This is a genomic window from Flavobacterium zhoui, assembly GCF_042787235.1.
Classification (GTDB): Bacteria; Bacteroidota; Bacteroidia; order Flavobacteriales; family Flavobacteriaceae; genus Flavobacterium; species Flavobacterium zhoui.
Genome location: NZ_JBHZPY010000009.1, coordinates 14,407 through 27,526, shown reverse-complemented (window position 1 = coordinate 27,526; position 13,120 = coordinate 14,407). Strand labels below are relative to the sequence as shown.

The window sequence follows — 13,120 nt, the reverse complement described above, 5'->3', positions numbered from 1 at the left end:
TTATAAAACCTCTTGGTTCTAAATAAAAAATCGGAACGGGTTACGGGTATAAATCCTAAAAACTTTTATAAATGAGTAATCAGTCCCGATAAAAATCGAGACTGATTGCTTCAAATATTATTTATTCTTCTAAACGAATGTCAAGTCCAAGACCTTTTAATTCATGCATTAATACATTGAATGATTCAGGTAATCCTGGCTCTGGCATAGATTCACCTTTAACGATTGCCTCATAAGTTTTAGCTCTACCGATAACATCATCAGACTTCACAGTCAAGATTTCTCTAAGAGTACTTGACGCTCCATAAGCCTCAAGTGCCCAAACCTCCATCTCTCCAAAACGTTGACCTCCAAATTGAGCTTTACCTCCAAGTGGTTGTTGTGTAATCAACGAGTATGGACCTATAGAACGTGCGTGCATTTTATCGTCAACCATGTGTCCAAGTTTCAACATGTAGATAACTCCTACTGTTGCCGCTTGATGGAAACGCTCTCCTGTACCACCATCATATAAATGTGTATGTCCAAAACGTGGTACTCCAGCTTCGTCAGTCAATTCATTAATTTGATCTAAAGTTGCTCCGTCAAAAATTGGTGTAGCAAATTTTCTACCCAAATTCTGTCCTGCCCAACCTAAAACAGTCTCATAAATTTGACCAATGTTCATACGTGAAGGTACACCTAATGGGTTCAACACGATATCAACTGGTGTTCCGTCTTCAAGGAAAGGCATATCTTCATGACGAACAATACGAGCAACAATACCTTTGTTACCGTGACGTCCTGCCATTTTATCCCCAACTTTCAGTTTACGTTTCTTAGCAATATAAATTTTAGCTAATTTCAAAATTCCAGCTGGTAATTCATCTCCAACAGTAATAGTGAATTTCTCTCTACGTAAAGCACCTTGTAAATCGTTCAATTTAATTTTATAGTTATGAATTAAATCATTAACCATTTTATTGGCAGCATCATCTGCTACCCATTGACCTTTACTTAAGTGAGCAAAATCTTCAACAGCATAAAGCATTTTTTGAGTATATTTTTTACCTTTTGGTAAAACTTCTTCACCCAAATCATTCATTACACCTTGAGATGTTTTTCCGTTTACGATCAAGAAAAGTTTCTCCACTAATTTGTCTTTTAATTCAACAAATTTAACTTCAAACTCCATTTCAAGTGCTCCTAAAGCATCTTTGTCTTGCGTACGTTTACGTTTATCTTTTACCGCTCTTGCGAACAATTTTTTGTCTAAAACTACACCATGTAAAGAAGGAGAAGCTTTTAACGAAGCATCTTTTACATCACCTGCTTTATCCCCGAAGATTGCACGAAGCAATTTCTCTTCCGGAGTAGGATCTGATTCCCCTTTTGGAGTAATTTTTCCGATAAGAATGTCACCAGGTTTAACCTCGGCTCCAATTCTAATCATACCATTCTCATCCAAATCTTTAGTAGCTTCTTCAGAAACGTTTGGTATATCATTCGTTAATTCTTCGTTACCTAATTTAGTATCTCTAACTTCTAATGAATAATCATCAACGTGAATAGAGGTAAAAATATCGTCACGAACTACTTTTTCAGAAATTACAATCGCATCCTCAAAGTTGTATCCTTTCCATGGCATAAATGCAACTTTTAGGTTTCTACCTAAAGCTAATTCACCATTTTGAGTCGCATATCCTTCTGACAATACTTGTCCAGGAACCACTCTATCCCCTTTTCTTACGATAGGTTTTAGATTGATACTTGTACCTTGATTGGTTTTTCTAAATTTAATTAGATTGTATGTTTTTTCATCAGGCTCAAAACTTACCATTCTTTCTTCCTCAGAACGATCGTATTTGATAGTGATAATATTTGCATCTACATATTCAATAACTCCATCTCCTTCAGCGTTAATTAAAACTCTAGAATCAGAAGCAACTTGACGCTCTAAACCAGTTCCAACGATTGGAGCTTCAGGACGGATTAATGGTACGGCCTGACGCATCATGTTAGATCCCATCAAGGCTCTATTCGCATCATCATGTTCTAAGAAAGGAATCAAGGAAGCTGAGATAGAAGCAATTTGGTTTGGCGCAACATCGGTATAATCTACTCTTGTTGGTTCAATTACCGGGAAATCACCTTCTTGACGTGCAATTACGTCTTCTGCAGTAATTTTTCCAGTAGCATCCATTTGAATGTTTGCCTGAGCAATCATCATTCCTTCTTCTTCTTCTGCGCTTAAGTACACTGGAGTAGAAACTAAATCTACAGTTCCGTTAGTTACTTTACGGTAAGGTGTTTCGATGAAACCCATTCCGTTTACTTTAGCATAAACACCTAGAGAAGATATCAAACCAATGTTTGGTCCCTCAGGAGTTTCAATTGGACATAAACGTCCGTAATGCGTATAGTGAACGTCACGTACCTCAAATCCTGCTCTTTCTCTCGAAAGTCCACCTGGTCCTAGTGCAGATAATCTTCTTTTGTGTGTAATCTCCGCTAGTGGATTCGTTTGATCCATAAACTGAGACAACTGGTTTGTTCCAAAGAAAGAGTTGATAACAGATGATAATGTTTTAGCATTAATCAAATCTATTGGTGTAAACACCTCGTTATCTCTAACGTTCATACGCTCTCTAATAGTTCTAGCCATACGTGCTAAACCAACACCGAATTGTTGAGACAATTGTTCACCAACTGTTCTAACACGACGGTTTGATAAGTGATCAATATCATCTATCTCTGCTTTAGAGTTGATTAATTCGATCAAATATTTTACAATGGTAATGATATCTTCTTTGGTAAGCACTTGCTTTTCCATTGGAATATCTAAACCAAGTTTTTTGTTCATTCTATAACGACCTACTTCACCTAAGTTGTAACGTTGATCAGAGAAGAACAATTTATCAATAATACCACGAGCAGTTTCTTCATCAGGCGGTTCCGCGTTACGCAATTGTCTGTAGATATGCTCAACAGCTTCTTTTTCAGAATTTGTTGGATCTTTTTGAAGCGTATTGTGAATAATAGCATAATCCCCTTGATTAGCATCTTCTTTATGCAACAAAATAGATTTAACGTTAGAATCAATAATCTCTTCCACATTATCTTTATCGATAATTGTATCTCTATCAAGAATTATTTCGTTACGTTCGATAGAAACTACCTCACCAGTATCTTCATCTACGAAATCTTCATGCCATGTGTTCAATACACGAGCAGCCAATTTTCTACCGATATATTTTTTAAGTCCTGTTTTAGAAACTTTAATTTCCTCTGCAAGATCAAAAATCTCTAGGATATCCTTGTCTCTTTCGAATCCAATTGCACGGAATAAAGTTGTTACAGGTAATTTTTTCTTTCTGTCGATATAAGCATACATTACACTGTTTATATCTGTAGAAAATTCTATCCAAGAACCTTTAAAAGGAATTACTCTGGCAGAATATAATTTTGTTCCATTTGCATGGAATGATTGACCAAAGAAAACACCAGGTGATCTATGTAATTGCGAAACAACTACACGCTCAGCACCATTTATAACAAAGGTACCGCTTGGTGTCATGTAAGGGATTGTACCAAGATAAACATCTTGAACAATAGTTTCAAAATCCTCATGTTCCGGATCTGTACAATACAGTTTTAACCTTGCTTTTAAAGGCACACTGTAAGTAAGACCTCTTTCTATACATTCTTGAATTGTATAACGTGGTGGATCTACAAAATAATCAAGGAATTCCAATACAAAGTTATTTCTTGTATCAGTAATTGGGAAGTTTTCCATGAAGGTATTGTAAAGCCCTTCGTCGCCTCTTTCGTCAGATTTAGTTTCTAATTGAAAAAAATCTTTAAACGATTTAACCTGAACATCTAGAAAATCTGGATAATCGGGAATATTTTTTGTTGAGGCAAAATTCAATCTTTCAGTTTGATTTGTTATCATCAATGGACAAAATTTTGATTAAAAAAGTAATTTTTTTGTACAAATATTAATTTACTTATACGTTCTTTTACAACCATTACATCTTTAAAAACCAATTTAAGATAACTACTTTCTTATTATCTGTTAATTTTTTTTCCTCGTAATGGCTAAAATGAATTGATTATAAAAGACTAATTTGTAATAATACAAGGTAGACTTTGTTATACGAAAAATGGTTTAGGTCTTTGGATTTGCATCCAAGACCTAAACCTAATTCTCAAAAAGAGTTAAACTATTTAAGTTCAACCTCAGCTCCAGCTTCTTCTAAAGATTTTTTAAGCCCTTCAGCTTCTTCTTTAGAAACACCTTCTTTTACATTACTTGGTGCGCTGTCAACTACATCTTTAGCTTCTTTCAAACCTAAACCTGTAAGTTCTTTTACTAATTTCACAACTGCTAATTTAGAAGCACCTGCTGCTTTTAATACAACTGTAAATTCTGTTTGAACGTCTTCAGCAGCAGCTTCACCACCACCTGAAACTACTACAGCTGCAGCAGCTGGTTCGATTCCGTACTCATCTTTTAATATTGTTGCTAATTCGTTAACTTCTTTTACCGTTAGGTTAACTAATTGTTCTGCGAATTGTTTCAAATCTGCCATTTTTTCTATCGTTTTAAAATGATTTGTAAAAATATAATTTATTTATTGTGCGCTTTTTTAAATAAAAACTAGAGTAAAACTCTATTTTTATTATGCTTCCACTTCTTCTGTAGCCTCTTCGCTTTTTGCAAATTGGTTCTGAAGAGCAGAAATAACTCTTTGTGCTGGTGACTGCAATAATCCAATAAGTTCGCCGATAAGCTCTTCCTTAGATTTAATAGTTGCTAATGCATCTAATTGATCGTCTCCAATATATATTTCAGCATTAATATAAGCCCCCTTCAATAAAGGTTTAGCTGATTTTTTTCTGAAATCTTTTATTATCTTACCAGGAGCGTTTGCTATGTCAGAAATGAATATAGCGCTATTACCAGTCAAAACTGAAGGTAAATCTCCATAATCATTAGCTGAAGCTTCCATTGCTTTTGCAAGCAAAGTATTTTTAACAACTTCTAATTTTATACCTGCTTTAAAACAAGCTCTTCTCAAGTTTGAAGTAGTCTCTGCATTAAGTCCAGAAATATCAGATACATAAACAATGTTTGTACCAGCTAACTGTGCAGTTAAAACTTCAATCGCGATTGATTTTTCTTCTCTAGTCATACTAAAAATTTTTAACTACCAATTATACTGCTTTAGGATCCAATGCAATTGCAGGACTCATAGTGCTAGTTAGGTAAATACTTTTGATGTAAGTTCCTTTAGCCGCAGTTGGTTTAAGTTTGATTAATGTTTGAATAATTTCGTGAGCATTGTCAACAATTTGTTCAGCTCCAAAAGAAACTTTACCAATTCCTGCATGCACTATACCAGTTTTGTCAACTTTAAAGTCAATTTTACCAGCTTTTACCTCTTGAACAGCTTTTGCAACATCCATAGTTACAGTACCTGTTTTAGGGTTAGGCATTAAACCTCTAGGTCCTAAAATACGACCTAATGGACCTAATTTACCCATAACAGAAGGCATCGTGATAATTACATCAACATCTGTCCAACCGTCTTTAATTTTTTGTAAATAATCGTCAAGACCTACATAGTCTGCACCCGCTGCTAAAGCTTCCGCTTCTTTATCCGGAGTAACCAATGCTAATACTTTAACGTCTTTACCAGTTCCATGAGGTAATGTTACCACACCTCTTACCATTTGATTCGCTTTTCTTGGATCTACACCCAATCGAACTGCGATGTCAACAGACTCATCAAATTTTGCGGAAGAAACTACTTTTATTAATGCCGCAGCATCTTTAAGAGAATATAGTTTGTTCTTTTCAATTTTTGAAGCAGCCTCTTTTTGCTTTTTTGTCAATTTTGCCATGTTTTTCTCTTAATTAAAAAGGAGAATCTCCTGATACAGTTATACCCATAGATCTAGCTGTTCCAGCAACCATACTCATTGCAGACTCCATAGTGAATGCATTTAAGTCTGGCATCTTGTCTTCAGCAATAGCTCTAATTTGTTCCCAAGTAACACTAGCTACTTTTTTACGATTAGGCTCACCAGAACCAGATTTTAGCTTTGCAGCTTCCATTAACTGAACTGCTGCCGGAGGAGTTTTTACAACAAAATCAAATGATTTGTCTTTATACACAGTAATTTGTACTGGGCATATTTTGCCGGGTTTATCTTGAGTTCTAGCATTAAATTGCTTACAGAACTCCATGATGTTTACCCCAGCAGCTCCTAAAGCAGGTCCAACCGGTGGCGATGGATTCGCAGCACCTCCCTTAACTTGTAGTTTAACTACCTTACTAATTTCTTTAGCCATTTTTTAAAAAATTTAACACAACAATCATTGGAAGCGATTGTGGTGGATATTATAGATGTAACAAAAATTATACTTTTTCAACTTGCATAAAACTTAATTCCAACGGTGTTTTTCTTCCGAAAATCTTCACCATTACCTCAAGTTTACGCTTTTCTTCGTTAATTTTCTCAACAGTACCGTTGAAACCATTAAACGGACCATCAACAACTTTTATAGTTTCCCCTAAGTTGAATGGTATGGATCGAGTATCTGTGTTAACAGCTAACTCATCAACTTTACCCAACATTCTGTTTACCTCAGAGACTCTTAACGGAACAGGTTCTCCATTTTTTGTTTCACCTAAAAAACCAATAACACTTGTTATAGACTTAATAATATGAGGTATTTCTCCAATCAGGTTTGCTTCAATCATAACATAACCAGGAAAATATACTTTATCCTTGATTATTTTTTTTCCTTCTTTAACAGTAACCACTTTCTCAGTAGGAACCAAAACCTGCGAAACATAATCACCCATACCTAATCTTGCGATTTCAGTTTCGATGTATGCTTTCACTTTATTTTCCTGTCCACTTACTGCTCTAACGACATACCACTTTTTTATACTACTATCTGCCATAACAAAAAAATTATGCTTTTATCCAGTTAAAAAATCCAGCTAATGCTTTTGCAAAAATTTCATCAACTCCCCAAGTTGCCAAAGCGAATACCACTGAAAATACAGCCACAACAATTGTTAGACGTTGTACTTCAGCCCAAGCCGGCCAAGTTACATTTGACTTTAACTCCTCAAATGCTTCTGATATGTAATTAACAACTTTTGTCATTATGATTTAGTTTATTTGCACGGGCGGAGGGATTCGAACCCCCATCAACGGTTTTGGAGACCGCTATTCTACCCTTGAACTACGCCCGTAGTAAAAAGCCAGCAACAACCAAAGCGGTTACTGGCTTTAAAATTTATTTATAGGATTAAGCTACTATCTCCGTCACCTGACCAGCACCTACTGTCCTACCACCTTCACGGATAGCGAAACGTAAACCAACATTTAATGCAATTGCGCTAAGCAATACAACATCAATTGTTAAGTTATCCCCAGGCATAACCATTTCTACACCTGTTGGCAAAGTAATGATACCTGTTACGTCAGTTGTACGTACGTAAAACTGTGGACGGTAGTTATTATGAAATGGTGTGTGACGACCACCTTCTTCTTTTTTCAAGATATAAACCTCCGCTTTGAAAGTAGCGTGTGGCTTAACTGAACCTGGCTTACAAATAACCATTCCTCTTTTGATGTCTTCTTTCTGAATCCCTCTTAAAAGAATACCTACGTTATCTCCTGCTTCACCTCTATCAAGGATTTTACGGAACATCTCAACTCCAGTAATAGTAGAAGTTAATTTTTCAGCTCCCATACCAATGATTTCAACTGGATCTCCAGTATTAGCAACTCCTGTTTCAATACGACCTGTAGCTACAGTTCCACGACCAGTGATTGAGAACACATCTTCAACAGGCATTAAGAAAGGTTTTGCAACATCTCTTACTGGCTCTTCGATCCAAGAATCTACAGCCGCCATCAATTCAAGAATTTTTGGTACCCAAACTGGATCATTATTTAATCCACCTAAAGCTGAACCTTGAACAACAGGACCATTATCTCCATCATATTCATAGAAAGATAACAAGTCTCTGATTTCCATCTCAACTAATTCAAGTAATTCCTCATCATCAACCATATCCACTTTGTTCATGAATACAACCATTCTAGGAATACCTACTTGACGACCTAAAAGGATATGCTCACGTGTTTGTGGCATAGGACCATCAGTCGCAGCAACTACAAGAATAGCACCATCCATTTGAGCAGCACCTGTAACCATGTTTTTTACGTAATCCGCGTGACCTGGACAGTCAACGTGAGCGTAATGACGATTAGCAGTTTCATACTCAACGTGAGATGTATTAATTGTAATACCTCTTTCTTTTTCTTCTGGAGCATTATCAATTTGATCAAATGATTTTGCTTGACAGTAACCTGCATCAGACAATACTTTTGTAATTGCCGCAGTTAATGTCGTTTTTCCGTGATCCACGTGCCCAATTGTTCCAATGTTTAAATGGGGCTTGTTACGGTTAAAATTTTCCTTTGCCATTTTACTTAATTTTTAATCTTAGTTATATATTAATTTCTATTTCCTACTTACTTGAGCCAATGTCGGGAATTGAACCCGAGACCTCTTCCTTACCAAGGAAGCACTCTACCCCTGAGCTACACCGGCAGAATCCTTGATGTCAGAATTTGATTTGAGATTTCAGATTAAAAAAAAAATTTAAAACCTTAATTTCAACATCTACTTTATTCTGTGGGGAGAGCAGGATTCGAACCTGCGAAGTTTACACAGCAGATTTACAGTCTGCCCTCGTTGGCCGCTTGAGTATCTCCCCTACTTTTATTATTGTCAAACCGCTACAGTTTTGAGCCGGCGGAGGGACTCGAACCCACGACCTGCTGATTACAAATCAGCTGCTCTAGCCAACTGAGCTACGCTGGCGAATCAATAAAAAAAGTCCGCTATTTCTAACGGACTGCAAATGTAGAGATTTTATCTCTGATTCAAAACATTTTTTAAAAAAAATTTATATTAAATATGTGAACTTATTTTTTCTTTCCTTTTCACCAACAATCTTTCTAAAGATTCAGCACAAAGCTCCACTGCTTCTTCAAAAATTTTACACTGCTTTTTAACTACAAAATCATCTCCCGGAACATTAATTTTTATCTCGGCAATTTTATTCTCTTTATCGCTTGTCTTTTCAACTTTCAAAAAAACATCTGCCGATACTACTTTATCGTAATATTTTTCTAATTTGTCCATTCTTTCTTGAACAAAATCTACCAGTTTTTTGTCAACAGTAAAGTTAACCGCTTGAACATTTACCTTCATAATCAATTTTTTTAATAGTTAAACATTTTCGAATTACTTCTGATTCCTTGGGTGCGCATCTTTATATACTTTCTTTAGTTCTGACAAACTATTGTGCGTATATATTTGTGTTGATGCCAGACTGGAATGTCCCAATAATTCTTTCACCGAATTCAAATCAGCCCCGTTATTTAATAGATGAGTAGCAAACGAATGTCGCAATATATGCGGACTCTTTTTTACTTTCTCAGAGACAGCACTAAAGTAAGAATTTATTAACCGATACACAAAGGTATCATTCAATTTTAACCCTTTTTTTGTGAGAAAAAAAAATTCATTATCCACGATAGATTCCAAACACAATCGCTCTTTCATATACAACGAGAATTGCTTTGTGATTATTGGCAAAACCGGAAGTATTCTTTCTTTATTTCTTTTACCCAAAACCTTTATCGTACAACTTGACAAATCAACATTCATTAACTTTAAATTAATCAACTCAGCTCTTCTCATACCAGTAGTGTAAAACAAATCGACTATAAGTTTATTTCTAATATCTTCAAAACCTGCTGGATTTTGCATGTGAGTTAATGCATCTGCAACTTCTTTTTCAGAAAATGGGATTTGAAGTGTCTTAGAAGTCTTTAGCGCTTTGTGTTTCAATAGCGGACTGACTTCAATTTGTTTTGTTTTTAATAAAAATTTGTAAAATGCTTTTAAGGACGCAATCTTTCTATTAACAGTTACATTTGACAAGCTATCATCAACAAGCGACACAATCCAACTTCTAATTTGATTATAGTTTACCTGATCTATATTCTCTTGATCAAATTGAAGTTTATTGAATGTCTCGAAGTATCCTAAATCAGTCAAATACGCATTTACAGTATGCGGAGAATATTTCTTCTCCATTTGTAGATAATCCCGAAATGCGTCTTTATTGTTCATAAAAAAACCGTTAGCATCAAAGTTATAAAACTTTTAATGACTAACGGTAATTTATTTTAATAGATATTGACTAACTCTCTAAGTTATCTCTCATATTTTGGATATAAGCCGCTTTTTGAATTTTGATTCTATTCGTTACTGAAGGCTTAATAAAAGCAGTACGTGCTCTTAGTTGACGAACAGTTCCTGTTTTATCAAATTTTCTTTTGTAACGTTTTAACGCTCTATCGATATTTTCTCCGTCTTTAATTGGTATAATTAACATAATATAGACACCCCCTTTCTTTAGGTTGCAAAAGTAATCAAACTTTTGAATTATGAGTTATGAATATAGATTTATTTTTTAATTAAATTTCGAGACAATCAGATCTTTAAATTGTCAGACTAAATAAATTAATCTATAATTCAAAGACGTATTTTTTGACTGTTTTAATAGCGAAAAAAGCCAAGTTACAATTTCTTGCTTCTTGGCTCTATATTCTATTCTTTATATTCAAAAAAGTTATTATTCTACAGCTGGCTTATAATTTTGTTTATCAATTATCATTTTCGATAAAATCTCCTTAAGGATTTCTGAAGTTCCACCTCCAATTGGTCCCAAACGACTATCTCTAAATAAACGTGCTAACGGATAATCTTCCATATAGCCATAACCGCCTAACATTTGCAAGCAACTATAAATTGTTTCATCAGCCACTTTTGTAGATTTTAATTTGGCCATTGTAGCCTCCTTGACCACATATTCTCCTTTATCTAATCGGGCTACCGCAGCATAATTAAACACTTTACAATGCTCAACATCTGTCGCATGCTCTACTAATGTATGCCTTAACGCTTGAAACTTATCTATTGTTCTGCCAAATGCTTCTCGTTGTGACATGTATTCTATTGTATACTCAATTGCATACTCAGCTCTAGCGTGCGCATTTATTGCCATAATCAATCGCTCTAAAGCAAAATGCTGCATAATATAAGGGAACCCTTTACCTTCTTCGCCCATTAAGTTTTCAACGGGAATTTCGACATTATCAAATGCAATTTCAGCAGTATCTGAAGCTCTCCAACCTAATTTATCCAGTTTTACAGTAGAAATCCCTTTAAGGTTACTATCCATCACAAACATGCTAATACCTTTGTTTCCAAGCTCCGGACTCGTTTTTGCAGCAACTACATAATAATCCCCATAAACACCGTTAGTTATAAATGTTTTAGAACCATTAATAACATATTTATCTCCTTTTCTCACAGCAGTAGTACGCATACCCGCAACATCACTACCTCCAAAAGGTTCTGTAATACACAATGCTCCTATTTTATCACCAGAAATACTTGGTACTAAATAGTCTTGTTTAATTCGCTCATCACCTTCCGCATTCAAATGCGTCATTGCTAAATAAGAATGCGCCCACATAGCGGCGGCAAAACCAGAAGATTTTATTTTTTGAAGTTCTTCTAAAAAAATTACGGTGTAAAATAAATCTAAATTCAATCCACCATAAACCTCCGGATAACGTATTCCGAAAAAACCCATTTCTCCAAACTTTTTCCATATAAAACGCTCAATTGTACCCGATTTTTCCCATTTCTCAATATGTGGCACAACTTCTTTCTGTAAAAAATCTTTTAAACTCTTTCTAAATAATTGATGTTCTTCCGTAAAAAATGTTGAATCCATATAAATAATATTTTTTTTTATTTTAATAAGTTGTAGTAATCTATTTTTTTAATTAAAGTCAAAAAACAGGTTTTTTTGTTCCAAATTTTAGTGCTTTCAGTCAATACGACTACTACTTATTAGAAAAACTAAAATCAGTAGCAAAAAGACACTTTTGTAGCCAATCAAAAAACAAACAAACCACTTATTTATGCACTTTTAATTAAAAACCAAATATAGTTCTATTATTTTTACTTTATCAACAGGAAACCCCTTAATTTTTGTTAAATCCTCAATGTTTTTAATATCTCCATTCATGCTTCTGTAGGTTACAATTTCTTTTGCCAATGGGTACCTGAAATAAGAAAATTGAGAAAGCTCTTTTAATGAAGCGTTATTAATATCTATCTTTTTAAAATTTGGCAGCACCAACACCTTAAAATGAGCACTTAAATTCTCAATAACTTCTGGCGATAATCCCCAAACATCTTTCATCTGCTCCATAGAAACAAATCCTCCAAGATTTTCCTTTTGTTTTAAAATCCGAAGGGAAATTGCTTCGCCTATGCCATAAATTTTTATCAAATCTTCTTTTGTGGCTTTATTGATATCGATAAAAACTATTTTCTCTTTTTCGGCGAAAGCCTCATTTGAATATCTCTTATAAGATTTAAACTGTTTCTTATTATTTACCCAATCCGGAAATTTAAAAAGGTGCGCTATTGAATTTAATAACGAATCCGAAACCTGAGTTACGTTTTGGAATTCCTTAGCTGAATTAACGTATTTATTCTCTTTTCTAAAAGCCAACAGACGGTCAATCTCTTGAACAGACATTCCTAACTTATAGCCTTTGTAGTCCGTAATAAAATTAGGATTGAAAAGATAAATTTTGGGTGACTCTTTTTTTTCCATTTTCATAGAATCTATTTGAGATTGCAGCGAAAGCCACTTCTGTTTTTCTGGAAACTCTTTTGCCAAAGCGCTAAAATTTACAAAAAAATAGAGAATCTGTAAAACTATAATGATTCCACACAACACAAAAACGCCTTTACGCTGTTCTCGTGAAAAAATAAAGTATCCACTTATTATTTTAAAACTCATACTTTGTGACTATATTAGTGTTATCTCATTTTTTTCTAAAATCTAAAAATAAGAAATATTTTACTACATTCCAGCTTCTTTAAAAAATATTCGAAAGACAAAAATGACAGATATGAAAACCAAATGCATTTAACAGTTAGTTT

General features: G+C 34.5%; 13 protein-coding genes and 4 tRNA genes. All 17 read right to left on the bottom strand.

Features of this window, described 5'->3' with window-relative positions; genetic code table 11:
* Nucleotides 1–121: 121 nt before the first annotated feature.
* Nucleotides 122–3,934: a DNA-directed RNA polymerase subunit beta gene (gene rpoB / locus ACFX5F_RS10915; protein ID WP_379852065.1), complete on the bottom strand. Its 3,813-nt coding sequence runs from the start codon at nt 3,932–3,934 to the stop codon at nt 122–124.
* Between the two features lie 271 nt (nt 3,935–4,205).
* Complete coding sequence (gene rplL / locus ACFX5F_RS10910) at nt 4,206–4,574, bottom strand: 50S ribosomal protein L7/L12 (protein ID WP_039109063.1); 369 nt, start codon at nt 4,572–4,574, stop codon at nt 4,206–4,208.
* Nucleotides 4,575–4,664: 90 nt separating this feature from the next.
* Nucleotides 4,665–5,177, bottom strand: a complete 513-nt coding sequence (gene rplJ / locus ACFX5F_RS10905; RefSeq protein ID WP_379852064.1) for a 50S ribosomal protein L10 — start codon at nt 5,175–5,177, stop codon at nt 4,665–4,667.
* Between the two features lie 22 nt (nt 5,178–5,199).
* Entirely contained in the window at nt 5,200–5,889 is a 690-nt protein-coding gene (rplA, locus tag ACFX5F_RS10900) for a 50S ribosomal protein L1 (protein WP_379852063.1), read from the bottom strand.
* Nucleotides 5,890–5,902: 13 nt separating this feature from the next.
* The gene (rplK, locus tag ACFX5F_RS10895) at nt 5,903–6,340 is read right to left on the bottom strand and encodes a 50S ribosomal protein L11 (protein ID WP_035619182.1); all 438 of its coding nucleotides are present in this window, start codon (nt 6,338–6,340) and stop codon (nt 5,903–5,905) included.
* 67 nt (nt 6,341–6,407) lie between these two features.
* Nucleotides 6,408–6,959, bottom strand: a complete 552-nt coding sequence (gene nusG / locus ACFX5F_RS10890) for a transcription termination/antitermination protein NusG (RefSeq protein ID WP_103999662.1) — start codon at nt 6,957–6,959, stop codon at nt 6,408–6,410.
* Between the two features lie 10 nt (nt 6,960–6,969).
* Entirely contained in the window at nt 6,970–7,167 is a 198-nt protein-coding gene (gene secE / locus ACFX5F_RS10885; RefSeq protein WP_073203496.1) for a preprotein translocase subunit SecE, read from the bottom strand.
* Nucleotides 7,168–7,185: 18 nt separating this feature from the next.
* Nucleotides 7,186–7,256 (bottom strand) — tRNA-Trp (locus ACFX5F_RS10880).
* Between the two features lie 56 nt (nt 7,257–7,312).
* On the bottom strand, nt 7,313–8,500 hold the full coding sequence (tuf, locus tag ACFX5F_RS10875) for an elongation factor Tu (protein ID WP_103999660.1): 1,188 nt from the start codon (nt 8,498–8,500) through the stop codon (nt 7,313–7,315).
* A gap of 54 nt (nt 8,501–8,554) precedes the next feature.
* Nucleotides 8,555–8,626: transfer RNA gene (locus tag ACFX5F_RS10870), tRNA-Thr, on the bottom strand.
* An 85-nt stretch (nt 8,627–8,711) separates the two neighbouring features.
* Nucleotides 8,712–8,792 (bottom strand) — tRNA-Tyr (locus ACFX5F_RS10865).
* A 33-nt stretch (nt 8,793–8,825) separates the two neighbouring features.
* A tRNA-Thr gene (locus ACFX5F_RS10860) sits at nt 8,826–8,899 on the bottom strand.
* 90 nt (nt 8,900–8,989) lie between these two features.
* On the bottom strand, nt 8,990–9,292 hold the full coding sequence (hpf, locus tag ACFX5F_RS10855) for a ribosome hibernation-promoting factor, HPF/YfiA family (protein WP_103999765.1): 303 nt from the start codon (nt 9,290–9,292) through the stop codon (nt 8,990–8,992).
* 33 nt (nt 9,293–9,325) lie between these two features.
* Complete coding sequence (locus tag ACFX5F_RS10850; RefSeq protein WP_379852062.1) at nt 9,326–10,219, bottom strand: tyrosine-type recombinase/integrase; 894 nt, start codon at nt 10,217–10,219, stop codon at nt 9,326–9,328.
* 70 nt (nt 10,220–10,289) lie between these two features.
* Nucleotides 10,290–10,484, bottom strand: coding sequence for a 30S ribosomal protein S21 (gene rpsU, locus ACFX5F_RS10845; RefSeq protein WP_035670421.1), 195 nt, complete (start codon nt 10,482–10,484; stop codon nt 10,290–10,292).
* A gap of 240 nt (nt 10,485–10,724) precedes the next feature.
* Nucleotides 10,725–11,894: an acyl-CoA dehydrogenase family protein gene (locus ACFX5F_RS10840; protein WP_379852061.1), complete on the bottom strand. Its 1,170-nt coding sequence runs from the start codon at nt 11,892–11,894 to the stop codon at nt 10,725–10,727.
* A gap of 198 nt (nt 11,895–12,092) precedes the next feature.
* A complete protein-coding gene (locus ACFX5F_RS10835) occupies nt 12,093–12,977 on the bottom strand; it encodes a ComEA family DNA-binding protein (RefSeq protein ID WP_379852060.1) in 885 nt (294 codons plus the stop codon).
* Between the last annotated feature and the right edge of the window lie 143 nt (nt 12,978–13,120).

Bases quoted from the DNA above. Each gene is read 5' to 3' on its own strand.
- rplK (WP_035619182.1), bottom strand. From the start codon at position 6,340: ATGGCTAAAGAAATTAGTAAGGTAGTTAAACTACAAGTTAAGGGAGGT.
- rpsU (WP_035670421.1), bottom strand. From the start codon at position 10,484: ATGTTAATTATACCAATTAAAGACGGAGAAAATATCGATAGAGCGTTA.
- rpoB (WP_379852065.1), bottom strand. From the start codon at position 3,934: ATGATAACAAATCAAACTGAAAGATTGAATTTTGCCTCAACAAAAAAT.
- rplA (WP_379852063.1), bottom strand. From the start codon at position 5,889: ATGGCAAAATTGACAAAAAAGCAAAAAGAGGCTGCTTCAAAAATTGAA.
- ACFX5F_RS10850 (WP_379852062.1), bottom strand. From the start codon at position 10,219: ATGAACAATAAAGACGCATTTCGGGATTATCTACAAATGGAGAAGAAA.
- rplL (WP_039109063.1), bottom strand. From the start codon at position 4,574: ATGGCAGATTTGAAACAATTCGCAGAACAATTAGTTAACCTAACGGTA.
- nusG (WP_103999662.1), bottom strand. From the start codon at position 6,959: ATGGCAGATAGTAGTATAAAAAAGTGGTATGTCGTTAGAGCAGTAAGT.
- secE (WP_073203496.1), bottom strand. From the start codon at position 7,167: ATGACAAAAGTTGTTAATTACATATCAGAAGCATTTGAGGAGTTAAAG.
- tuf (WP_103999660.1), bottom strand. From the start codon at position 8,500: ATGGCAAAGGAAAATTTTAACCGTAACAAGCCCCATTTAAACATTGGA.
- ACFX5F_RS10840 (WP_379852061.1), bottom strand. From the start codon at position 11,894: ATGGATTCAACATTTTTTACGGAAGAACATCAATTATTTAGAAAGAGT.
- hpf (WP_103999765.1), bottom strand. From the start codon at position 9,292: ATGAAGGTAAATGTTCAAGCGGTTAACTTTACTGTTGACAAAAAACTG.
- ACFX5F_RS10835 (WP_379852060.1), bottom strand. From the start codon at position 12,977: ATGAGTTTTAAAATAATAAGTGGATACTTTATTTTTTCACGAGAACAG.
- rplJ (WP_379852064.1), bottom strand. From the start codon at position 5,177: ATGACTAGAGAAGAAAAATCAATCGCGATTGAAGTTTTAACTGCACAG.